Below are 22,252 nucleotides of genomic sequence, written 5' to 3' on the forward strand. Positions count from 1 at the left end.
TGCTGATGCAACATGGTCTGGATCTGGTGCGTGGCCTGGCGGGTACTTTCCGCCAGCTTGCGCACCTCGTCGGCCACCACCGAAAAGCCGCGCCCGACCTCGCCCGCCCTGGCCGCTTCAATCGCCGCGTTCAAGGCCAGCAGGTTGGTCTGGTCAGCGATGCCCTTGATCACGCCCACCACCGTGGCGATCTGCGCGTAAGTGACCTGGTTCTGCTCCAGCATGCGCTGGTGGGTAGACTGGGCCGAACGCTCATCACTGATGTCCCGCACCGCGCCCAGCACCCGGACCAGTCGCCCTTGGGCGTCGCGCACGGCGCGGCCACGCTCGCGGCACCAGATATAATCGTGACTCTTGTGTCGCATCCGATATTCGAAGACGTATTCGCCACTGCCTTGGCTGCCAGGAATCTCCCGGTCAAAGATCGCCATGATCTTCGGCAGGTCATCGGGATGGGTGATGCCGACCTGGGCGTCCCAGCCGTCCGGCAACTCGTCCGGCCCGTACCCCAGCAATGAGCGGAACTGACTGGAAAAGCGCATGCCGCTGGCCGGGTGCTGCAAATCGCCGTTGACCACGGTGATGTCCCAGCAGCCTTCGGTCAGGGTCGATTGCAGCAGCTCCCAGATCTGCGCCTCCTGAAAGTGCTGTCGGGATTGCCGCTCAAGCTGCTCAAGCCGTGCCTGAAGCTTTTGCTCACGCTCTCCTGCCTGAGCCAGTTGTTGGCGAGCCAACGCATACGCCTGGTCGATTTGCCGGTGTCTTGATGCCTGCTCGTTCACTTGGCCCTCGGCCTGGCGTAAACGTTCAGCCGCATCCGCTGTTTGCCGGGCGTGTTGTTCAAGACTGGCCCGCAGTTGCGGATAGGCCACGAGCGCAGGCGCGTCATCGGCTTCGCCAGCCAGTACCCGCCGCACCTGCTCGATCAACGCCAATTTCTGCTTGCCGGTCTGGAGAAACATTTTCTGCCCCTGTGCCATTGATTCGAAGCACTGATCTGACCGCAAACGGGCGGTGCAGGCTTGCATCTGTCTGCACAGGTTTTGCTTGTGCCTGCCAACCGCAAAAATGGCAGCCACAGACATGCGACGCGGCAGACACGGTCAAGCCCGCCCGGCCTCCCAAGGGTTAGTCTCGGGGCTTTCCCTTGCCTGCGAACAGGAACTTACCATGAGCGATATTGCCCTGCTGCCCGAGGTCCAAGCCTTCCTTGGCCGACACCACGCGCTGTTCATCGACGGTGCTTATGTCGAAAGCCAGAGCCGACAGACCCTGGACGTGATCAACCCAGCCACGGGCCAGGTCATCGCCCAGGTCTGCGACGCCGGTCCTGGCGATATCGATGCGGCGGTCGAGTCGTCCCGGCGCGGTTTCAAGCAATGGTCCCAGGCCGCCCCGGCGGTTCGCGGGCATGTATTGCTGAAACTGGCGGACCTGATGGAGCAACACCGCGAGGAGCTGGCACAGATCGAAACCTGCCAATCCGGCAAGATCATCCATATCTCCCGCGCCTTCGAAGTCGACCAGGCTGCGCACTTCTTGCGTTACTACGCCGGCTGGGCGACCAAGATCAGCGGCCAGACCATCACCCCGTCGCTGCCCTCCTTCGCCGGCGAACGCTACACGGCGTTCACCCTGCGCGAACCGGTGGGCGTGGTGGTCGGCATCGTGCCGTGGAATTTTTCGACGATGATCGCCATCTGGAAACTCGCCTCGGCGTTGGTGACCGGTTGCAGCATTATCATCAAGCCCAGCGAGTTCACTCCGCTGACTATCCTGCGCATCGCTGAACTGGCCATGGAAGCGGGCCTGCCGGCGGGCGCGTTGAATGTAGTGACGGGTAGCGGTCTGGTGGGCAAGGGCTTGATTGAGCATCCAGGCACCAACAAGGTATCGTTCACCGGCTCGGTGCCTACCGGCATCGCCGTGGGCCAGGCGGCGATGGGCGCCGGACTGACCCGGGCGACACTGGAACTGGGTGGCAAGAACGCTGCGGGATTCCTGCCAGATGTGGACCCCGAGGTGGCGGTCAATGGCATCATCGAGGCAGGTTTCCTGCACTCCGGGCAGATTTGCGCGGCGGCCGAGCGGTTCTTTGTCCACCGCTCGCAGATCGAACCGATCATGCGCAAGCTCGCCGAACGCCTGAGTCAGCTCAGCATCGGCTCGCCGCTGGATGAAGCCACGCAATTCGGTCCGGTGACCAACCGTCAGCATCAGCAGAAACTCGGCGAGTATTTCGCCAGGGCGCGGGCACAGAACAACACGATTGTTCACGGCGGCAAGCTGATCGACAGGCCTGGCTGCTATGTCGAGCCGACCATCATCCTCGCCAACCATCGAGATGATGCGCTGCTCAATGAAGAAACCTTCGGCCCGATCGCCACCTTCCTGCCCTACGACACCGAGGAGGAACTGCTCGACCTGATGAACGACTCGCCCTACGGGCTGAGCGCCAGCCTTTGGACCAACGACCTGGGCAAGGCCCTGCGCATGGTGCCCGCCATTGAAGCCGGCACCGTCTGGGTGAACATGCACACCCTGCTCGACCCCGCCGTGCCATTCGGCGGGAGCAAGTCTTCGGGTATCGGCAGGGAGTTCGGCAGCGCGTTCATCGATGACTACACCGAGCTGAAGTCGGTGATGATTCGGTATTGAGTATGTTGGGCACCGGATAGAATCCGGCGCCCAACAGACGCATATACCCGTGGCGAGGGAGCTTGCTCCCGCTCGGTTGCGTAGCGACCGCAAGCTTGGGCCTGCTGCGCAGTCCAGCGGGAGCAAGCTCCCTCGCCACGGTAGATTTTGCGTCAGGTTTTTATCCGGTGAGCATTGACCGGCGGTACACGCCCGCGCCACGGCTGGGCGCGTTCCAGTTGGGCGGCCAGGGCCAGCAAGGTGCTTTCTTCGCCGAACCGCCCGGCAAAATGCGCGCCCAGCGGCAGGCCGTTTGCGTTCCAGGACAACGGTACCGACATCGCCGGCTGGCCGCTGGCGTTGAACAGCGCCGTGAACGGCGAGTAGCTGTGGAATCGCTCGATGAGCGCTTCAAGGCTCATGCAGACGTCGTCAACGTTGAGCTCGCCAATCATCACCGGTTCGCGGGTCAGGACCGGGGAAAGGATCACGTCGTAGTCCTGCATGAACACCGCCAACTGGCGGCCCAGCGCATGAATCCATTCCACCGCGCCGACGTACTGGGCGCCGCTGACGTTGCCTTTGTCCCGCAGGATGATCCGGGTGCGCACTTCCAGTTCCTCCGCCTGCACCGCAGACCCACGCATCTGGCCCAGCAGGTCGACGTAACGGCGCGTGCTTGCGCCAATGATGGTGAAAACCTGATCATAAAAATCAGGCAGCACCACCGGCAGTTTCACCGGTTCGACGCGGTGGCCCAAGGCTTCACACAACCTGGCGGCCTCGTTCACCGCCTGCACGCTTTGCTGGGAGGTGGCCCAGGGGCCGAGCTGTTCGACCAAGGCAATACGCAACGGCTTCGGATCACGCAGCAGCGCCGTCACATAAGGCTGGACCTGGACCGGTGCGGCATACGGCGCTCCCAAGTCGATTCCGGCGGTGGCGTCCAGCAGCGCGGCGCTGTCACGCACCGACAAGGTGATAACGTGGGGCGTGCCCATTCCTGCCCAGCCCTCGCCCATTATCGGACCTGACGGCATCAGGCCGCGGCTGGGCTTGAAGCCGAACACGCCACAGCAGGACGCCGGCACCCGCAACGAACCGCCGCCATCGTTGCCATGGGCGAACGGCACCACCCGGGCCGCCACCAGCGCCGCCGCGCCACCGCTGGAGCCGCCCGCGCTGCGCTCGGTGTTCCAAGGGTTTCGCGTGGCGCCAAAACGTGTCGATTCGGTGGAGTAGGACGTGCCAAACTCAGGCGAAGTGCTGGTGCCCATCATCACGCATCCGGCCTGTCTCAGGCGTGTCACCACTTCCGATTCGAAGTCTGCGCGGCAGGCCCCCAGCGAACGGGAGCCGTTGGTCATCGCTGCCCCCTGGACCGGCGAGAACAAATCCTTGATCAAGGTTGGAACGCCCGCCAACAGTCCCTGCCGGACTTGCGGTCCACACACCGCCTCCCGCGCCGACTCGTACAGCCGTTCCGCCACGGCATTGAGTTGTGGCTCGACCTGTTCCAGACGTTCGATGCCCGCCTCCAGCAGTTCCCCGGGCTGGACCTCGCCACGCCTGACCCACTCGGCCAGTGCAACGGCGTCTTGGGTGTCCATCAATTGATGTATGTCTTGCAGACTCATGGTTCAGACTCCTTGTTTCATGACGATTGACGTGATCCGGCGACGTTCGCCCGGCCGTGCCCACGCGTGCGCAAACCGACGGCCACCCATAGCAGCGCCGCCGCAAGACTGGCGAAGGCCAGCCATTGGATCGATTGACGAAGGTCTCCGGTAAATACACCTACGGCAGCCACCACCAACGGGCTGACGAACTGGCCGAAATAGAGAAACGAGGTGAAGCCGCCCAGGCCCCGCCCGCGGGTGCTGGCGGTCAAGGCGTTCATCACCGGCGCCATTACGTTCGGCACCAGCAGCCCGGCACCCAGCCCCTGGACGAATACGGCCAGCAGCACCGCGTTGTAGCTTTGCGCTCGAACCAGCAGGCACAGCCCAAGCCCCATCAACGCCAGCAACAGGGCGTTGCAACCGGCGATGCCGAATCGGCGGCGCAGCAACGGCCAGGTCAACGAGCCGACGAGCGTTGCCAACAGGCTCAACCCCGCCGCCAGGCCGATCAGGGTGCTGGAGGTCACGCCAAGGCTGACCAGCAACGTCGGCGCCTGGATCGGCATGACAATGGTCAGGACCATGCCGCACACAATCATCAGATAGCCAACCAGCAGTTGCGGCACCGCGACCTTGGTCGGTGCCGCCTCATCGAGGCGCTCGGCGGTTTGCAGCTTGCTCACCGGCGGTTCCCACAAGACTTTCATCATGGCCGGCACCAACAACAACGGCAGCAGGTAAAGAAGGAACGGCGAGCGCCACGAGTGCTCTCCAAGCGCTCCACCGACGACAAAAAACAGCGCCCCCACCAGGCCTATCGTCACCACTTGGCGGTTGACGTAGCGCAAGCGTTCCTCGCCGTGCCAATAGTCGGCAATCAAAGTCGCGCAGCAGGTCATCACCGCCGCCTCCGCGCAGCCAAACAGCAAGCGCGCGCCGACAATCGCCGGCAGGTTGTCGAGCAACGCCGGCAACGCGCCGAGCAAGGCGTAGAGCAATGTCGCCACCACCAGCAAGGCCTTGCGTCCGACCCGGTCGGCCAACCAGCCGGCCAGGGGCGCGCAAAGCGCAATCGCCAGGGCGGGCCCGGTGATTGCCAGCGGCACCAACAAATCGGCGCGAGGCTCGACGGGGCCGAACTCGGCGGCCAGCCTGGGAAGAATCGGCGTGACCATTACCGAGCCCATGATGGTCAGGCTGCTGCCGAGCATCAGCACCAACCCTTCACGCCGGCCAACTGCCTGACGCGGCGACGCCGTTGAAATGGAGTTTGATGAGTTCATGACGTCCCCCTAGAAACTGTGAGAAATGCGCAGGGCCGTGGTGTAGCCCTCAGCGCGGTTTCGCGCGTCGAATTCCTTGTAGACGTGCAGCCAGATCGGCGGCACGCCGGGCTTGAAATAACTCACCGCCGGCCCGACCGCGAGTACCCGGGCGCGATTGCCCGCCTCAAGCCCTGGAGCATCGTCGTCGGTGAACTGGCGGTAGTAGTAGCCGCCCACACCCAGCGTCCAGGGGCCGACATGCTGGCCGACGGCGAATTCATGGCGATACTCGACGCCGCTTTTGTAGTCGGTGGCAGGGTTGCGAGTGTTCACATCGACTTCGAAGCTGGAGGACACCTCGAAGCCGGTGTCTGAGATATAGGTCGCGTTGAGGATCGGCGAGAACGTCCAGTGGTTCAGGCCCGGCGAGATCAGCCGGTCCTCGTCGTAATCGCCCGTCGGGGTCTGGATCTGGAATTGCGCGTTGACGAACAGGTTTGGCGACAACGTCCATTGCAGGATGACGGGCAATACCTGGATGTCGGCCATGCGAAACGGATCGGCTTCGAGGTTCAGCGGACCGACCGGCGTCTGCACCCTTACCGAGGCGTCCATCTGGAAGAACGGCACTACCGCGCCATAGCCGTACTTGGCGCCGAGCACGGTGGAATCGGTCATGTGCATGTAGGCGACGCCGATCGACAGCACATCGAGGGACAGGTTGTTGTCCACCGAGCGACCATGACGGTCTTTCTGCACATTGGCCGAATAGAACGCAGTACGCAGCCCGACCGTCCCGAAGGGCGTGGCCGGCGGCATCATGCCGGCACCGAAGTCGTAGACGCCGAACGCAGTGGTCGGCGCACCGTTCTCGGTAGCGTTGGCCACGGCGCAGGCGCCGAAAAGCCCCAGGGTGAGCCACGTAAAATGCCGCAGGTTTTTCTTTTTATTCTGATTCATCGAATGCCCCATCCCAACCATGTGGTGATGGGGTCATCCTAGGGAGCCGGTCCGCCAGCCGTTATCCGTTTTCAGCACAGATGCGTGCGCCGCAGGGTTTGTGAAGGGGTTTCGCCGAACAGGGTCCGATAGTCGCTGGAGAAACGGCTCAGGTGCCAGAAGCCCCAGCGTGCCGCCACCTCCTGCACGCCCCTGGCCTGGTCGCCAGCGCGCAGCTCCCGGCGCACGGCATTGAGGCGCAGCGCCCTTAAATAGGCCACCGGGTTGATGCCCAGGGTTTCCTGGAAGCAGTACTGCAATTTACGCCGGCTGGCGCCAATGTGGTTGCACAGGTCGAGGATCGACAGCGGCTCGTCGACATGGGCCAGGGCATATTCCCGGGCCCGGTCGACCATGCGCTTGCGGGCCGTCGGGGTCAGCGGCGGCGCCTGGTCGGGCGCCACCAGCTCCAGCAGGTGCAGCATCACCGTATCGCGCAGGCCACGGCGGATCGACTCGAAGCCCAACAATGACTCATGCCCCTGGCCGCCCCCTTCGAGTTCGTCGAAGAGCGCCGCCAGCTCAGCGGGCAAGGTCGAATCGCCGAGACGGTAACACTTGGGAAGATCGGTAATTCGAAAGTCGCTGCCCTGGCGCTCCAGCAGGTGCTCCAGGGCCTGCTCCTTGACGGCGACGCCGAGCAGGTCCAAGTGCTGGGGTGTGCGCAGGTCCGGCAGGTTGCGGCCGTGGGCGACCATCAGGCTCGGCTCGACAATCGGGTGCCCGCAGCAGAACACCGGCCCGTCAGCGCGCAACGGTACGCTGAAGGTAATCGCGCCCTCCCATGCCATGCCGCGCTTGGTCATGGCCTGATTAGAGCGGTCGCGCACCAGTTGCATCCAATCTGCACGGAACTCGATCAACTCGCCTTCGAAGCGTCCTGGCGTCAGTTGGTCGTAGCTCACCTGCCAGCCGCCCATGTTCCGCGCGTGCTCGTCGATGTCGCCGGTGCGGAACCGATTGATCGGCCGCGTCGGCAACCCGTCCGCCATGTCGTCGTTCATTCACCCGACCTTCGCTGATTCCAGGGTTATGGATCGAAGATCAGGCAAGTTCCATTCCGTCTCCCGGGTGACTCGCTCGATTGTGCCGAAAACGGCTAGTCAGCTGCCTGCGCCGCCGTGGGCTTCTTCAAAGAAGTAGTCCTTCCAGCTGTCGGCCTTGTTCTTCAATACACCCAGCTCATGCAGTTTGTCGGCGTAGATATAGGTGCGTTGCGGGACCACGGTGAAATCGATTTCCGGGTCGCTGACGATCTTCTCCACCAGGGCCAATGGCAGCTTGGATTGCTCTACCCGGATATACGTCTGGGCGGCGGCAGGTTTGTCGGCCTTGATGATGTTCTGGGCTTCGACCAGCGCGGCGTAGAACGCCTTGTAGGTCTTCGGGTTTTCGTCGTGGAATTTCTCCGTGGTGTAGAGCACGTTGAATGTGGCCGGCCCGCCGAGCACCTCATAGGAGCTGAGGACTTTGTGCACGTTGGGGTTCTGCAACGCCTGGTACTGGAACGGCGGGCTGGAAAAGTGCGAATTGATTTCCGACTTGCCCGCGATCAACGCGGCCGTGGCGTCCGGGTGCGGGAGGCTGACCGAGATGTCGTCGAATTTCTTGTAGTGCTCATCGCCGAACACCTTGGCCGTCTCGATCTGCAATGTGCGCGACTGGAAGCCGACACCCGCCGCCGGAACCGCGATCCGATCCTTGTCGGTGAAGTCCTTGAGCGTCTTGATCCCGGGGTTGTTGGTCAACAGGTAGTTGGGCATCGAGCCCAGCGAGGCGATGGCCTTGACGTTCTGCTTGCCCCGGGTCCGATCCCAGATCGTCAGCATCGGCGGCACCCCGGCCGACACCACGTCGAGGGCGCCGGTCAGCAACGCTTCGTTCATGGCGGTGGCGCCGGAGATGCTGTTCCAATCCACCTTGATGTCCAGGCCCTGGGCCTTGCCATGTTTCTCGATGAGCTGCTGGTCACGCACGACGTCCAGGATCAGATAACCGATGCCGAATTGCTGGGCGATGCTGATCTTGCCTTCGGCATGCGCCTGCGGCCCGACCAGCAGGCTCGCCGCCAGGGAAAGAAAAAGTACGGGACGCTTGAACGTCATAGCCGTGGCCTCTTATGGATAAATTCAGGCGCCGACTTTAAAGCTATAAAAAATAAAATTTAAATACCTGTATCGCATAACGATAGCACCTGAAGATTCAACGCGGCCGACTTGACATTATCCGGGCGGAGGATTAATCACCCAGGGACACCGAGGCGCAGCCGCTGCCCCCTCCGAACCTGCCCATTCTTGAAACGAGCCGCGCGACCATGAACGAGATGACCTGTGACATCCGCATTGCCGCCGAGTCCGTATCCCGACCGCGCGCGCTGGTGTTCCTCGCCTATCCGCAGATGGGCCTGCTCGACCTGACCGGCGCCCAGACGGTGTTCTGGGCGGCCACCAAAGCCATGACCGAACGTGGCCTGCCCGGCTACCGGATGCACACCGCCAGCCTTGAAGGCGGCCTGATGCAGACCGCCGAAGGGCTGGTCGTGCAAACCTGCGCCCTGGGTGAGTTCGACAACGCCGTCATCGACACGCTGATCGTGCCTGGCGCGCCGAACATCCGCCAGGCGATGATCGACTGCGTCGAGCTGGTGGACTGGCTGCGCGCGGCCTCGACCAAGGCCCGCCGCACCGCTTCGGTGTGCAGCGGGACCTTCCTCATGGCCCAGGCCGGCTTGCTCGACGGCCGCCGCGCCGCCACGCACTGGGCCATGTGCGAAATGCTCAAGAGTGGCTTCCCCTTGATCGAAGTGGACCTCGACGCGATTTTTATCCAGCAGGACAGCGTCTGGACCTCGGCGGGCGTCAGCGCCGGCATCGACATGGCCCTGGCCTTGGTGGAAGCCGATTGTGGTCGCGATGTCGCGCTGCAAGTGGCCCGGGAACTGGTGGTGTTTCTCAAGCGCCCCGGTGGGCAGGCGCAGTTCAGCCAGTTGCTGCTGGCACAGACCCAGGACAGCGCCGGATTCGATGAACTGCACGCCTGGCTCGCCGAACACCTGGATGAGGCCGACCTGAGCATCGAGCGCCTGGCCCGGCAAGCGCGCATGAGCCCGCGCAACTTCGCCCGGGTCTACAAGCGCCAGACCGGACGCACCCCGGCCAAGGCCGTCGAGATGTTCCGGCTCGAAGCGGCCAGACGACTGCTGGAGGACTCCGAGCGCAACATCGATCAGATTGCCCGTTCGTGCGGCTTCGGCGACGAAGAACGGATGCGTTACACCTTCCAACGCCACCTCTCGATTTCACCACGGGACTATCGCAACCGGTTCTCCCGCTGAGCTTGAACCGCGCTGTCGCGTCAGGCTACGCACCTGGCTTGCGCCTGTGCTTCGGCCTGCTCGCCGATGAACGCACAGCAGCGTGAACGGAGCCAGGGTTCTTCCGGGTCATTATGGGAAGTGCCTCAGGACGAGTGCCCGGTCTGGCAGGATTTCAGGGTTTTATGTCCTACCCCGAGGCAAGGGGCAGCTTTTAAGATTCAAGACGATGCCCCCGTGTCCACCGCCACCGGGACCGGACCGACAAGACAAAAGAAAGGTTGCAGCGTGCCCACACCCGCCATGATGTTCAAAAGCATCTACGACAGCCTTCGGTATCACCCATCCCCGAAGGCGTCGAGCCCCTCAATGGGCATCAGCCCTCACCCGCTGGTCAACGCCCTGGGCTGGGCGGTCGGCCTGGTCGTGGCCTGCGGGATTGTCATCATCAATTCCGAAACCCATTCCGACCTGGCGCCGACGCTGCTGTACATCACCTTGCTGCTGATGGCGGCCAACCTGTTTTCAATCAACCTGGTGATCACCGTTGCGCTGCTGTGCATGTTCCTGCTGACGGCGATGTTCCTGTACAACGGCGGTTACCACCGCTGGGAATCGACGACCGGGTTCTTCCGTTGCCTGACGGCCCTGTCGGCCATCGCGTTTCTCGCACTGCGCAGCAAGCATGCCTCGGACCGCCTGCGGCATAACCAGGCCTACCTGATCGAAGCCCAGGCGCAGTTGGCCCATGCCACGCGGCTGACGTACCTGGGGGAAATGGCCGCCTCCATCGCCCATGAAGTGAACCAGCCGTTGACGGCCATTACCAGCAGCGGCGAAGCCTGTCGCCGCTGGCTGGACCGTCCGGTGCCCGACCTCAAGGAGGCCCTCGACTCGCTGGACCGGATCGTCGCCAACGCGTGCCGCGCCAGTGAAGTCATCAATCGGACCCGGGCGATGGCGCGCAAATGCGACCCTCTGCGCCGGCCCGAGCGACTGGACGAAATCGTCAGCGAAACACTGGATCTGGTGCGCCATCAGCTGGCTCAGCACCAAGTCAGCCTGAAAGTAGACCTGACGGCGGCAAGCCTGGTCGACGCCGATCGGGTCCAGCTGCAGCAGGTGATCATCAACCTGGTCTCCAACGCTTGCCACGCCATGGAAACGCTCCCGGTGCGCGACCGAATCCTTTACGTGCGCACCTGGACGCACGCGCACGCCGTGCTGCTGGCGGTGACGGACCGGGGAATCGGCATCACGGCCGAGACACTGCCCTCATTGTTCAACCCGTTTTTTACCACCCGGGAAAACGGCCTTGGCATAGGCCTGTCGATCTGTCGCTCGATCATCGATTTCCATGGCGGCAGGATCTGGGCTACCAGCGAGGCAGGCCAAGGCACCTCGTTCACCTTTTCGTTGCCGTTGTTAGCCAAAGCCTGACCTGTTGCGGCCCCCTGCCATGAACCCAAGCCACGCCATGCCCCCTGCCCTCGCCCATGAACCGATTGTCTACGTGGTCGACGACGACGCATCGTTACGCGAAGCCCTTCGCAGTCTGCTGCGGTCCATTGGCCTGTTGGTCGAACTGTTCGACTCGGTGACGGACTTCATGGGCCATCCACGTCCCGACGCACCCAGCTGCCTGTTGCTCGATGTGCGCCTTCGCGGCACCAGCGGGCTGGACTTCCAACAGCAGTTGGCGAATGCCGGAATTCATCTGCCGATCGTATTCATGACCGGGTATGGCGACATTGCCATGACCGTGCGGGCCATGAAGGCTGGCGCGGTGGATTTCCTGACCAAGCCGTTTCGCGAACAGGACCTGATCGATGCGGTGTCCGCCGCCCATCAGCGCGACCGACTGCGCCGCGAAGCCGAGCGTGGCCAGCAGGCGCTTCAGGACCGTTACGCCACGTTGACCGCCCGGGAGCGTCAGGTGATGGCACTGGCAGCGTCGGGCCTGATGAACAAGCAGATCGCCGGGCAAATAGGCCTGAGCGAGATCACCGTCAAGATCCACCGAGGCCAGGCCATGCGCAAGATGGCTGCGCGTTCGTTTGCCGACCTGGTGCGCATGGCCCAGGCCCTGGAACCGGGCCACGATCGTTGAAAGTTCATACCCACGTATACTAGGCGCGGCTTTTGGACAGCGTATCTTGCAGTGATAGGGGCGCTTTAATAGCGACCTGATATTACTGCCAGGTTTCGAAATGTCCGACACTGCACTTATTGCTGTTATCGATGACGATGAATCGGTTCGAGTTGCATTGGATGGTTTGCTGCGCTCTCACGGGTATCGCGTCAGGACTTATGCCAGTGCCGTCGCCTTCCTGTCTTCAGCCGGGTTTGAAAACACCGCGTGCGTGCTGTCGGACATACAAATGCCGGGCATGACGGGCATTCAGTTGTGCGATGAGCTCTATGCCCGAGGGATCGACATTCCGCTTGTTTTCATCACGGGCCTGCCTGTTGTGCCCGCGCTGGCCATACCGGGGGGTTGCGGTCCCGTGGCGGTTTTCCCCAAGCCGTTCAGGTGTGGGGAGTTAGTTGCTTGCATCGAGTCGATTCTTGGACGGTCGACATGAAGGCGGTTTGTGTGAATATCCGGTTCTTCGGTAATGGCGGCTTATGGTTTCGCCCTTACGGCGAGTCACTTTTGGAAGAGCGCCAAAAGTAACCAAAAACGCTCTGCCCCACCACTCGGTGCCTCGCTAAGGCTCGGCATGCCTGAACGAAGGCATTGCTCCGTGGGCCGCCGCGAAGGGCCGTCCCTGGCCCAGCGCGGCTACCTCGGCATCCATGCCGAGGTGCCCACTGCGCAACACCTTCGTTCAGCCAGCGTGGTTAATGGGGCGCCAAAATCAACGTCCACCGCGAGGCGGCCTTAGAGCCGACCTGATTTCGGTTGGTTCGCGTTTACCCTGTGGGAGCGAGCCTGCTCGCGAAGGCGATGGGTCAGTTGCATAAGTGCCAGCATGTGCCCCGCTCTTGCTCTTGCTCTTGCTCTTGCTCTTGCTCTTGCTCTTGCTCTTGCCCTGCTTTTGATTTTGATCTCGGCGCCCCATTAACCACGCTGGCCGAACGCAGGCATTGCGCAGTGGGTAACCCGGCATGGATGCCGGGTTAGCCGCGCTGGGCCATGGATGGCCCTTCGCGGCGGCCCACGGAGCAATGCCGGAGTGAGGGCATGCCGAGCCTAGGCGAGGCACCGAGTGGTGGGGCAAAGCGCTTTTGCTTACTTTTGGCGCTCTTCCAAAAGTGAGCCGCCGTAAGGGCGGAACCCCAAGTGGCCATGACCGCGGCAACGGATATGCATGCAGCACCCAAGACCCGAGCACCTTTAATACCTCCGTATACCCCCCTCACACCCACGCATACCCCCACTGACCCTATGTAGAAGTGTCTAACCCAAAGCCACCCCCTACCATCTCCCACAGCGAACCGAAGCTGAATGCGCCCGATGATTTCAACCATCAGGCCCCACACCTTCGGGTACCTCGCAACACGGTCACGCTGAAACCTCAAACAATTCAACGTATCGATTTTCGTCTTCGGGAGCTCATCATGAAACAGCACATCTTGATTGTCGGCGCCGGTTTCGGCGGCGTATGGAGCGCACTCAGCGCCGCCCGCCTGCTCGACCAGCATGATCGCAACGACGTACAGATCAGCGTCCTGGCCCCCCAGGCGGAACTGCGTATCCGCCCGCGGTTCTACGAGCCGAACGTCCATACCATGATGGCGCCGTTGGGCGCGCTGTTCGATGCGGTCGGCGTGAACTTCGTCCAAGGCGTGGCCGAGAACATCGATGTCAGCCGCAAGCAGATCAGCTACCGCGACGTGTCCGGCAGCCTCGCGACGCTGGGCTACGACCGACTGGTACTGGCCGCGGGCAGCAAGCTGGTTCGCCCTGACCTGCAAGGCATGCTTGAACACGCATTCGATGTCGATGAGATCGAACAGGCAACACGCCTCGAAGCCCACCTCAATTCGCTCGGGAACCTGCCGGACAGTCCCGCACGCAATACCGTCGTCGTCGCAGGCGGTGGTTTCACCGGCATCGAAACCGCCACCGAAATGCCCGCCCGCCTGCGCGCCGTCCTCGGCAGCGACGCCGATGTCCGTGTGATCGTGGTCGACCGCGGGCCGAAAATCGGTGCGGCACTGGGTGAGGGAATCAGCCCTTCGATCATCGAAGCGTCCGAGCACCTGGGCATCGAGTGGATCCTCAATGCCTCGGTCGAATCGGTGGATGCCGGCGGTGTCACCCTCTCGGATGGCCAGCGCATCGAGTCCAGCACCGTTATCTGGACCGTAGGCTTTCGCGCGAGCCCTCTCACCGAACAGGTGCCCGCAACCCGCGACCGCCAGGGCCGGCTGCATGTCGACGGGCATTTGAAGGTGCTCGGGCAGAACGATATCTACGCCAGCGGCGACGTGGCCTATGCCGCCACCGACGACTTGGGCAACTACGCGGTCATGTCCTGCCAGCATGCCATCGCCCTGGGTCGTTATGCGGGCAACAACGTTGCCGCCGACCTGCTCGGCGTCGCGCCGATGACCTACAGCCAGCCCAAGTACGTGACGTGCCTGGACCTGGGCGCCTGGGGCGCGGTGTACACCGAAGGCTGGTACCGCCAGCTCAAATTGGTTGGCGAGGAAGCCAAGGAGCTCAAGACCCAGATCAATTCGGTGTGGATCTACCCGCCCGCCGCCGATCGGGCAACCGCCCTGGCCGCAGCCGATCCATCGATTCCCGTAGCCTGATTCCTCTCGCCTGATTCACGCGCCCGGCCCGGCCAGTCCTTCTGCGCCGGTCTTTCCCAGACGCCTGCCAAGTTTGTTTCGGCGGGCGTTTTTTCTACCCGCGCGGCAAGCCAGCCTGGATATCGCCACTGCCCAGCAAAATCCGTTGCAACGTCCATCGCCCTGTATGAGCGACACACGGTAAGGTAGGCAAAAATCCGGATCGAGGTGTGTTGTGGCGTCCTACTCCCTGCGTCAGTTGAAGTACTTCGTGACCACCGTGGAATGCGGCAGCGTCGCCGAAGCCTCGCGCAAGCTGTACATCGCCCAGCCATCGATTGCCACGGCGGTAAAAGGCCTGGAGGACAGTTTCGGCGTGCAATTGCTGATCCGCCATCACGCTCAGGGCGTCTCGCTGACGCCCGCCGGTGCGCGTTTCTATCGCAAGGCCCAGGAACTGCTGCGCATGGCCCGGGAGTTCGAACAGAACGCGCTGGCGGACAACGATGTGATCAGCGGGCAGATCGACATCGGCTGCTTCGAGACCGTCGCCCCGCTCTACTTGCCACGGCTGATCGCCGGGTTCCGAGAGCGTTTTCCCGGGGTGGAAATCCGCGTACAGGATGGCGAACAGCAGGAGCTGGTCCAGGGCCTGACGGGGGGACGTTTCGACCTGGCGATTTTTTATGAGCACGATCTCGACAGCACCATCGAAACCGAAGCGCTCACCGCGCCGCAGCGGCCCTATGCATTGCTGCCGGAGGGGCATCGTTTCGCCGATCAGGGCCAGGTGTCATTGCGGGACCTGGCGCTCGAACCGATGATCCTGTTGGACGTGCAGCCCAGCCGGACCTATTTCGTGAGTATCTTCGAAGAACTGGGCCTGACGCCGAACATTGTCTTCAGTTCGCCCTCCATCGAGATGGTGCGCGGCATGGTCGGTCAGGGATTCGGCTTCGCCGTGCTGGTTACGCGGCCGCAATCGAGCTGCACCTACGACGGGCAGCGAGTGGTGTGCGTCAACATCGCCGAGGACGTGACAGGTTCAGCGCTGGTGGCCGGCTGGCTCAAGCGCGCGCACTTGACCAAGCCGGCGCAGCTGTTCGTGGATTATTGCAAGGAGCAGTTCGGCGAGTGGCTGGCGTAGCCCACCCTTGCGCCCAGCCGCTCCCCCGTGGCGAGGGAGCTTGCTCCCGCTGGGCTGCGAAGCAGCCCCAAAAAAGCCTGACAGGGTCCACCTGTTACACCACAGGCTCAAACAAAGGGGCTGTTGCGCACCCCAGCGGGAGCAAGCTCCCTCGCCACAAGAGCGGTTCGCCAGGGGTGTCAGTGCCTAGCGAGCCGCCCAGGCATTGAAGCGCTGCTCAAGCTCTTCACCATGGTCCACCCAGAACTCGGCATCCACCGCTCGCGCTTGCGCCAGGTTGGCCTCGGCCGTGGGCAGTTGCTCGCGTATTTCGGCGGGCAGCAAGGCCAACGTCTGGCGATGCACCGGTCCGTAGGGAATGTTTTCCGAGAAGACTTTCTGCGTCTGCGGCTGGCTGGCAAAGGCAATGAATTTCTCGGCCAGGGCCTTGTTCGGCGTACCTTTGACCACCGCCCAGTACTCTGGGTCATACAGGCTTTGTGGCCAGACGATGCTCAGTTTCATGCCTTCCTTCTGTGCCGAGGCGATGCGCCCGTTGTAGGCGGCGCTCATGGCAACGTCCCCGGCCACCAGCCATTGCGCCGGCTGCGCACCCGCCTCCCACCACTGGATGTTCGGCTTGATCTGATCGAGCTTGGCGAAAGCACGTGTCACCCCTTCAGGGGTGTTCAACACCTTGTACAGGTCCTCGGTCTTGACGCCATCCGCCAGCAAGGCGATTTCCAGGGTGTACTTGGCACCCTTGCGCAATCCGCGTTTACCCGGGTACTCGCTCACGTTCCAGAAATCCGCCCAGGATTGGGGCGCCTTGGCGAGTTTGCTCTGGTCGTAGGCCAGGACCATCGACCAGACATACGTCGCCACGCCGCATTCAGTAAGCGCACCCGGAACAAAATCCGCAGCTTTTCCGATCGCCGCCGGGTCGAGTTTTTCGAACAGGCCTTCCTCACAACCGCGCAGCAGCTCGGGACTTTCCACCTCGACCACATCCCAACTGGTGTGCCCGGCCGCGACCATCGCCTTGATCTTCGACAGCTCGCCGTTATATTCGCCGGCGACGATGTTTCCTGCACCGCTGGCGTTGAAGGGTTGGAAGTAGGCCTTGTCCTGGGCCAACTTGGTGGCGCCGCCGAATGAGATCACGGTCAGGCTTGGTGGCGCGGCCAGGACGCTGCTGCTCAGCAACGCCAGGGCACACGCAATGTTGCAACGCAAGGATATGGACATGAAGCGGTTCCTCGAAAATGCCGGCTCGCCCGCACGAGCCAGCGATGGGGCTCAGAGGCGACCGTAAGCGCGGGCGGTGCGGTCTACAGCGGTAGCAAAATCGTTCATCCTGGACTCCTTTTTTCGGTCACAGGCCATCGGGTTCGCTCAAATGCTTCGCCAGGCGGTCCATCAACCGGTCGCAGGCAGCCATTTGCTCAACGCTCACGTATTCGTCGGGCTTGTGCCCCTGGTCCATGCTGCCGGGCCCGCAAACCACCGTCGGGATACCGGCCTGATCAAACAGCCCGCCTTCGGTGCCGAACGCCACGGTGCCGAAGGCCTCGCTGCCGCACAGCCGGGCTATGAGACGCGCGGCTTCGCTGTCCGGCGCAGTCGCCAGCCCCGGGTAGGCGGACAGGTGTTCGAAACGAATCGCGGTGTCGGCGCTAACCGCGCGCATCCTCGGCAGCAGCGTCTGTTCGGCGTAATCCTGCAATTTCTCGACCACCCCCTGCGGCGCAAAATCCGGCAAGGCGCGCACCTCGAAATCGAAGCGGCAGTCGGCCGGAACGATGTTCAATGCGGTCCCGCCCTGGATCACGCCGACCTGCACGGTCGAGTAAGCCGGATCAAAGCGCCCATCGTGTCGCGACGGTTCGGCCAGCTCTGCACCGATCTCTCCCAGGCGACCGATCAGGCGCGCCGCCTGCTCGATGGCGTTGACTCCATAAGGCGCGTAGGCCGAGTGACACGGTGCGCCTCGGACGTGGCAACGCATCGCCAATTTGCCTTTATGACCGAGCACCGGTTGCAGCTCGGTGGGCTCACCGATCAGGCACAAGGCCGGCTGCGGGATGCGTTGCGGCAGCACCTCCAGCAGACTGCGCACGCCCAGGCACCCGACTTCTTCGTCATAGGAAAACGCCAGGTGCAGCGGGCGCCTGAGCGGGCTGGACAGGAATGCCGGCACCGCCGCCAGCACCGAGGCCAGGTAGCCTTTCATGTCCGCCGTACCGCGCCCGAACAGCTTGCCGTCCATCTCGCTCAGGCAGAACGGATCAACCGTCCAGGCCTGGCCGTCCACCGGCACCACATCGGTATGCCCGGACAACACCACACCGCCAGGCACCGACGGGCCGATGCTTGCCAACAGGTTGGCCTTGGTGCGCTCGGCGTTGTAGATCAGCTCGCTGCTTACTCCCAGGCCCTGCAGGTAATCGCCCACGAACCCGATCAGCGCCAGGTTCGAATCACGACTGACCGTGGCAAAGCCCACCAGCTCGGCGAGCAGTGCGCGACTGCGCAACTCACTCATCGCCCGGCACCCCGTAGCTCGGCGCCAGGGTCGGGTTGAGCGCGCGGGTCAGGTAGTCCTGCAGTTGCGGTTGATAGGCGAGCCAGAGTTTTTCCAGTTCGCCGATGGGATTCTCGTCGGCCCAGTCCACCCGTAGATCGACGATGGGCCAGGTCAGGTCATCCACCACCGACAGCGCTGCCGAATGCACCGCACCGGCCTCTCCACCCGCGGCCTGCCCAGCCTGCAACGCCCCAAGCAGGCGTGACGCGAGACTGCCCTCGCCCTGCTCGAACGCCGCGACCATGGCCGCGATGACTCCGTCGCTCGCCAGCAGATTGCCGGCCGCCACACACTGCTCACCTGGCTGGGCGCCGTGAATACCCAACGCGTGGCGACCGCTGAAGACCGCCGTACGTCCCTGGGCATCCACCACCGCGACCTGGCGATATTCGCTGTAGCCGTTACGCGCCAAGGCATGATCCAGCGCCTCTTGCGCCGCCTGGCCGGCGGCCAGTTCATCAAGAATCAGCGGCCCCAGGGCCGGCAAGGTGATGTTCTGGCTCGACACGGCACCGGCACCGGCCCGCAGCCAGGGGCAACGGGCGCCGACGGCGATGCTCGATGAGCTGATGGCGATGCCCAGCTGGCCAGTCTCGGCGCAGCGTCCGACGATGGAAAACGTCATGTCGTGCTCCTTATTCGGGAATGACCGCAATCACGTCGATTTCCATCAGCCACTGCGGCTGGCCGAGGGCGCTGACCACCAGCCCGGTGGAAATCGGGAATACGCCCTTGAGCCATTTGCCGACCTCCTGGTACACCGGCTCGCGGTAGCGCGGGTCGATCAGGTAGGTGGTCGTCTTGACGATATGGCTCAGGTCGCTGCCGGCTTCCTCCAGCAGTTGCTTGACGTTGCGCATGGCCTGTTCGGCCTGGGCCCGCGGATCGCCGAGGCCCACCAGTTGACCGTTGAAGTCGGTGCCGACCTGACCGCGCACGTACACGGTATTGCCGGCGCGAACCGCCTGGCACAGGTCGTTGTCCAGCGTCTGGTTCGGATAGGTGTCTTTGGTGTTGAACATGCGGATGCGAGTATGAGTAGGCATCAACGGACTCCCATGAGGCTGGTTTTCGAAGGTTGCGACTGGCGCTGGGAGGCATCCCGGTAATCGAGATACGTGCGCTGCTTGATGATGTGGTCGCTGATGTGCCGGGCGTCGTGCCACACGCCCCAGATGAACGCCGAGCCCCGCCGCGACAGCCATGGCAGGCCGACAAAATAGAGGCCCGGCTCGCTGCAGACCCCGCGCTGATGCCGTGGCTTGCCGTTGGCTTTGAACGCATCGACTTTCAGCCAGCTGTAATCCACCGAATACCCGGTGGCCCAGATGATGGTGCTGATGCCCGCCTCGGTCAGATCCAGTTCCAGGATCGGCTGGGTCATGCATTCCGGGTCGGGCAATAGCCGACGTGCCTCGGGCTCGGGCGGCAGATTCAGGCCGTTGCGCGCGATGTAGGCATCGGCGGCGTCAAGCAATGCCAGGTAGTTTTCATCGCCACGGGCAATGTTTTCATTGAGGTTGGGTTCGAAACTCACCGTGCTGCCGTTGAACGCCCGGGTCAGTCCCACCAGCGTGATGCCCTCATGGGCCAGCCGCCGGAAATCCACGGTGTGCCCACCCCGCGCGCCACTCACGGCAATGGTCACGTGCTCCTTGCCTGGCTTGACCGCTTCGGCGTCCCACTCGCCCAGCACCCCCAGCCACCAGCAGAAATCGCGGTTGCGATAGGCCCGCGGCGGACGATCATGGGCGCCCACCGAGAGGTAGACCCGCTTGCCGGCGCGCTGCAATTCATCGGCGATCTGCACCCCCGACGACCCGGCGCCGACCACCAGCACGGCGCCCTCGGCCAACTGCGCGGGGTTGCGATATTGCGCCGAATGAATCTGCGTCACCGCAGCCATGTCAGGCGCGATGGGCGGGATGACGGGCCGCTGAAATGGCCCGGTGGCGACCACCACGTTGGTAGCCTCGATCCGGCCGTTCGACGTTTCAATGGCGAAGCCCGGGCGACCGGCATTGCGCTCGACGTTGCGCACCTCCACGCCGGTGCGGATCGGTGCGTCGAATTTGCGCGCATAGGCTTCGAAGTACTCGGCCACCTGGTCCTTGGAAGCAAAGGCGTCCGGATCGAGCCCTTCGAATTCCAGTCCTGGAAAGCGGTCATGCCAGGCCGGGCCATTGGCAACCAGCGAATCCCAGCGCGCCGTGCGCCAGGCTTCGGCAATGCGGTTGCGCTCCACCACCAGATGCGGCACGCCCTGGCGGCTCAAATGTTCACTCATGGCGACACCGGCCTGGCCGGCGCCTATTACAAGCGTATCGATAAGTAGGGTTTCAACGGGCATGTCTGGCACTTCCGGCAGAGGGTCTGGTTCAGGTCGGCATGGCGCCGCCTCGGGTTCTGATTTCTTGTTGTTCGAAACGAGCTGTCGAGGCGATTGTGTTGGCAGGTGGGGATTTGCGAAACGAGGCTTTTTATTGCGGCTGGGAAGGAAAAAACTGGCAGGCAAAAAACTGCGCCAAGCAAGGGCGGCGCGGGCAAAAACGGGCAGATAAAAGCGCTTTAACGGTGCATTCAGACCGGTCGAGCCGCAAACGCCTTGATCTCAAATTTCTCGTGTTGGCGTTGAAACGGCTGGGTATCCAGCCACGCCCGAGTAAATTGTACAAAATCGTAAAATACTTATACAAAACGCTTTAACTCGTACAATCCATGCAGTACGCTCCGAAAACTTGTACATGAACAATATTATGTACAACTTTCGGAGCCTGACATGTCCGCATTCCTCAAGGGTTTCGCCCACGCCTTCGCCGCGCTGGACGCCAGTCGCCTGGACCAGCTCGACAGGCTCTACAGCGCCGACGTGCTGTTCCAGGATCCGTTGCACCGGATCGAAGGCCTGCCTGCCCTGCGCGAATATTTCGCCCAGCTCTACGCCAATGTCAGCGATCTGCACTACGAGTTCCAAGGGTATGACGAAATCGCTCCCGGCGAAGGTTACCTGCGCTGGACCCTGCGCTTTCGGCACCCACGTTTGAACGCCGGCGCGCCGGTCGAATTGCCCGGCTGCAGCTACCTGCGCTGGAATGATCGGGTCTATTCGCACCGGGACTTCTTTGATGCCGGCGCCCTGCTCTACGAGCACTTGCCCGTGTTCGGGCCGCTCATTCGCTGGCTCAAGCGGAGGCTGGCATGAGCCGCATCTGGCTGACCGGCGCCAGCAGCGGCATCGGTGCCGAACTGACGAAGGTGTTGCTTGAACAAGGTCATCGCCTGGCGTTGAGCGCGCGGCAAGCCGGCCCGCTGCGAGCATTGGCCGACCGTTATCAGGATCAGGTCCTGGTACTCCCGGGCGACTTGACCGACCGGGATCAGGTAGTCGCGATCATCCAGCACATCGACCGGGAATGGGGCGCCCTCGATCAGGTGATTCTCAACGCCGGCACCTGCGAATACCTGGAGCCGGGACACTTCGACGCGCGCCTGGTGGAACGGGTGCTCAATACCAACCTGCTGGGCACCTGCCACTGCCTGGAAGCCGCCCTGCCCTTGTTGCGTCGAGGCCAGAACCCGCATCTGGTCGCGGTGTGCAGCGCAGTGACCTGGCTGGCCCTGCCGCGCGCCGGTGCCTACGGCGCATCCAAGGCCGCGTTGCGCTACCTGTTTGAATCGTTGCGCATCGACCTGGCCGCCGAGGGCATCGACGTCACGCTGGTGAGCCCCGGATTCGTTGATACGCCGCTGACCCAGCGCAATGACTTCGCGATGCCCATGCGCTGGCCGGCCGAACGCGCGGCCCGGCACATCGCACGGCGACTGCCTGCCCGCCCTCTGGAAATCGCGTTTCCGGGGTTGTTCATCGTGATCATGCGGCTGCTCGGGCATCTGCCCGCACGCTGGCGGCTGGCGCTCGGCCGGCGCCTGGCGCGCAAATCCGGGGAGGCTTGAAGC

Annotated in this window: 18 protein-coding genes and 3 pseudogenes; 9 read left to right on the forward strand and 12 right to left on the reverse strand. The window is 63.0% G+C overall.

Annotated elements, in window-relative coordinates:
• Positions 1–2: 2 nt before the first annotated feature.
• Both J3P84_RS14605 and J3P84_RS14610 read right to left on the reverse strand, forming a co-directional pair.
• Positions 3–194, reverse strand: a pseudogene (locus J3P84_RS14605) (methyl-accepting chemotaxis protein); the annotation flags it as partial.
• Positions 195–299: 105 nt separating this feature from the next.
• Positions 300–1,085, reverse strand: a pseudogene (locus tag J3P84_RS14610) (PAS domain-containing protein); the annotation flags it as partial.
• An 85-nt stretch (positions 1,086–1,170) separates the two neighbouring features.
• Here J3P84_RS14610 and J3P84_RS14615 point away from each other — a divergent pair.
• Positions 1,171–2,658, forward strand: a complete 1,488-nt coding sequence (locus J3P84_RS14615) for an aldehyde dehydrogenase family protein (RefSeq protein WP_434623868.1) — start codon at positions 1,171–1,173, stop codon at positions 2,656–2,658.
• Positions 2,659–2,810: 152 nt separating this feature from the next.
• On the opposite strand, the gene J3P84_RS14620 is transcribed toward J3P84_RS14615, so the two are convergent.
• The 5 genes from J3P84_RS14620 to J3P84_RS14640 all read right to left on the reverse strand — a co-directional run bounded on the left by J3P84_RS14620 (position 2,811) and on the right by J3P84_RS14640 (position 8,628).
• A complete protein-coding gene (locus J3P84_RS14620) occupies positions 2,811–4,274 on the reverse strand; it encodes an amidase (protein ID WP_434623870.1) in 1,464 nt (487 codons plus the stop codon).
• A gap of 17 nt (positions 4,275–4,291) precedes the next feature.
• Positions 4,292–5,542 (reverse strand): MFS transporter, encoded by a 1,251-nt coding sequence (locus tag J3P84_RS14625; protein WP_434623872.1) that lies wholly within the window; start codon positions 5,540–5,542, stop codon positions 4,292–4,294.
• Between the two features lie 9 nt (positions 5,543–5,551).
• Positions 5,552–6,484, reverse strand: a complete 933-nt coding sequence (locus tag J3P84_RS14630) for a SphA family protein (RefSeq protein ID WP_434623874.1) — start codon at positions 6,482–6,484, stop codon at positions 5,552–5,554.
• A gap of 71 nt (positions 6,485–6,555) precedes the next feature.
• Positions 6,556–7,527, reverse strand: coding sequence for a helix-turn-helix domain-containing protein (locus J3P84_RS14635; RefSeq protein ID WP_434604814.1), 972 nt, complete (start codon positions 7,525–7,527; stop codon positions 6,556–6,558).
• A gap of 99 nt (positions 7,528–7,626) precedes the next feature.
• Complete coding sequence (locus J3P84_RS14640; RefSeq protein WP_434623876.1) at positions 7,627–8,628, reverse strand: ABC transporter substrate-binding protein; 1,002 nt, start codon at positions 8,626–8,628, stop codon at positions 7,627–7,629.
• 209 nt (positions 8,629–8,837) lie between these two features.
• Here J3P84_RS14640 and J3P84_RS14645 point away from each other — a divergent pair, with 209 nt between their 5' ends.
• From J3P84_RS14645 to J3P84_RS14670, 6 genes are all read left to right on the forward strand, one after another.
• Entirely contained in the window at positions 8,838–9,857 is a 1,020-nt protein-coding gene (locus J3P84_RS14645) for a GlxA family transcriptional regulator (RefSeq protein WP_434623878.1), read from the forward strand.
• Positions 9,858–10,205: 348 nt separating this feature from the next.
• Positions 10,206–11,276, forward strand: a complete 1,071-nt coding sequence (locus J3P84_RS14650; protein ID WP_434623880.1) for a sensor histidine kinase — start codon at positions 10,206–10,208, stop codon at positions 11,274–11,276.
• A 19-nt stretch (positions 11,277–11,295) separates the two neighbouring features.
• Positions 11,296–11,946 carry a response regulator transcription factor gene (locus J3P84_RS14655; protein WP_434623882.1) on the forward strand — a complete coding sequence of 217 codons (651 nt, stop codon included), beginning with the start codon at positions 11,296–11,298 and terminating at the stop codon, positions 11,944–11,946.
• A gap of 100 nt (positions 11,947–12,046) precedes the next feature.
• Positions 12,047–12,421 carry a response regulator transcription factor gene (locus J3P84_RS14660; RefSeq protein ID WP_434623884.1) on the forward strand — a complete coding sequence of 125 codons (375 nt, stop codon included), beginning with the start codon at positions 12,047–12,049 and terminating at the stop codon, positions 12,419–12,421.
• A 979-nt stretch (positions 12,422–13,400) separates the two neighbouring features.
• Positions 13,401–14,603, forward strand: a complete 1,203-nt coding sequence (locus J3P84_RS14665; RefSeq protein WP_434623886.1) for an NAD(P)/FAD-dependent oxidoreductase — start codon at positions 13,401–13,403, stop codon at positions 14,601–14,603.
• Positions 14,604–14,817: 214 nt separating this feature from the next.
• Positions 14,818–15,729 carry a LysR family transcriptional regulator gene (locus J3P84_RS14670; RefSeq protein ID WP_434623888.1) on the forward strand — a complete coding sequence of 304 codons (912 nt, stop codon included), beginning with the start codon at positions 14,818–14,820 and terminating at the stop codon, positions 15,727–15,729.
• Positions 15,730–15,915: 186 nt separating this feature from the next.
• On the opposite strand, the gene J3P84_RS14675 is transcribed toward J3P84_RS14670, so the two are convergent.
• The 5 genes and pseudogenes from J3P84_RS14675 to J3P84_RS14695 form a co-directional block, all read right to left on the reverse strand.
• Positions 15,916–16,956, reverse strand: a complete 1,041-nt coding sequence (locus tag J3P84_RS14675; RefSeq protein WP_434623890.1) for an ABC transporter substrate-binding protein — start codon at positions 16,954–16,956, stop codon at positions 15,916–15,918.
• 127 nt (positions 16,957–17,083) lie between these two features.
• A complete protein-coding gene (gene argE, locus J3P84_RS14680; RefSeq protein ID WP_434623892.1) occupies positions 17,084–18,253 on the reverse strand; it encodes an acetylornithine deacetylase in 1,170 nt (389 codons plus the stop codon).
• Positions 18,246–18,920: a DUF1028 domain-containing protein gene (locus tag J3P84_RS14685; protein ID WP_434623894.1), complete on the reverse strand. Its 675-nt coding sequence runs from the start codon at positions 18,918–18,920 to the stop codon at positions 18,246–18,248. Before J3P84_RS14685 ends, argE begins: the two co-directional genes overlap by 8 nt.
• Positions 18,921–18,930: 10 nt before the next feature.
• Positions 18,931–19,341 carry a RidA family protein gene (locus J3P84_RS14690; protein ID WP_003201555.1) on the reverse strand — a complete coding sequence of 137 codons (411 nt, stop codon included), beginning with the start codon at positions 19,339–19,341 and terminating at the stop codon, positions 18,931–18,933.
• Positions 19,341–20,677: pseudogene (locus J3P84_RS14695) on the reverse strand (flavin-containing monooxygenase). The gene J3P84_RS14690 and the pseudogene J3P84_RS14695 overlap by 1 nt, the downstream one beginning before the upstream one ends.
• 397 nt (positions 20,678–21,074) lie before the next feature.
• Between J3P84_RS14695 and J3P84_RS14700 the strand changes: the two are divergent.
• Positions 21,075–21,497: a nuclear transport factor 2 family protein gene (locus J3P84_RS14700; protein WP_434623896.1), complete on the forward strand. Its 423-nt coding sequence runs from the start codon at positions 21,075–21,077 to the stop codon at positions 21,495–21,497.
• A complete protein-coding gene (locus tag J3P84_RS14705) occupies positions 21,494–22,249 on the forward strand; it encodes an SDR family NAD(P)-dependent oxidoreductase (protein WP_434623898.1) in 756 nt (251 codons plus the stop codon). Before J3P84_RS14700 ends, J3P84_RS14705 begins: the two co-directional genes overlap by 4 nt.
• The last annotated feature ends 3 nt before the right edge of the window (positions 22,250–22,252 follow it).

It is taken from the genome of Pseudomonas sp. Z1-29 (assembly GCF_051131995.1).
GTDB lineage: Bacteria > Pseudomonadota > Gammaproteobacteria > Pseudomonadales > Pseudomonadaceae > Aquipseudomonas.

Coding starts and splice junctions, on each gene's coding strand:
- J3P84_RS14655 (WP_434623882.1), top strand. CDS start 11,296: ATGAACCCAAGCCACGCCATGCCCCCTGCCCTCGCCCATGAACCGATT.
- J3P84_RS14700 (WP_434623896.1), top strand. CDS start 21,075: ATGTCCGCATTCCTCAAGGGTTTCGCCCACGCCTTCGCCGCGCTGGAC.
- J3P84_RS14645 (WP_434623878.1), top strand. CDS start 8,838: ATGAACGAGATGACCTGTGACATCCGCATTGCCGCCGAGTCCGTATCC.
- J3P84_RS14650 (WP_434623880.1), top strand. CDS start 10,206: ATGGGCATCAGCCCTCACCCGCTGGTCAACGCCCTGGGCTGGGCGGTC.
- J3P84_RS14635 (WP_434604814.1), bottom strand. CDS start 7,527: ATGAACGACGACATGGCGGACGGGTTGCCGACGCGGCCGATCAATCGG.
- argE (WP_434623892.1), bottom strand. CDS start 18,253: ATGAGTGAGTTGCGCAGTCGCGCACTGCTCGCCGAGCTGGTGGGCTTT.
- J3P84_RS14615 (WP_434623868.1), top strand. CDS start 1,171: ATGAGCGATATTGCCCTGCTGCCCGAGGTCCAAGCCTTCCTTGGCCGA.
- J3P84_RS14660 (WP_434623884.1), top strand. CDS start 12,047: ATGTCCGACACTGCACTTATTGCTGTTATCGATGACGATGAATCGGTT.
- J3P84_RS14640 (WP_434623876.1), bottom strand. CDS start 8,628: ATGACGTTCAAGCGTCCCGTACTTTTTCTTTCCCTGGCGGCGAGCCTG.
- J3P84_RS14630 (WP_434623874.1), bottom strand. CDS start 6,484: ATGAATCAGAATAAAAAGAAAAACCTGCGGCATTTTACGTGGCTCACC.
- J3P84_RS14690 (WP_003201555.1), bottom strand. CDS start 19,341: ATGCCTACTCATACTCGCATCCGCATGTTCAACACCAAAGACACCTAT.
- J3P84_RS14665 (WP_434623886.1), top strand. CDS start 13,401: ATGAAACAGCACATCTTGATTGTCGGCGCCGGTTTCGGCGGCGTATGG.
- J3P84_RS14675 (WP_434623890.1), bottom strand. CDS start 16,956: ATGTCCATATCCTTGCGTTGCAACATTGCGTGTGCCCTGGCGTTGCTG.
- J3P84_RS14705 (WP_434623898.1), top strand. CDS start 21,494: ATGAGCCGCATCTGGCTGACCGGCGCCAGCAGCGGCATCGGTGCCGAA.
- J3P84_RS14625 (WP_434623872.1), bottom strand. CDS start 5,542: ATGAACTCATCAAACTCCATTTCAACGGCGTCGCCGCGTCAGGCAGTT.
- J3P84_RS14620 (WP_434623870.1), bottom strand. CDS start 4,274: ATGAGTCTGCAAGACATACATCAATTGATGGACACCCAAGACGCCGTT.
- J3P84_RS14685 (WP_434623894.1), bottom strand. CDS start 18,920: ATGACGTTTTCCATCGTCGGACGCTGCGCCGAGACTGGCCAGCTGGGC.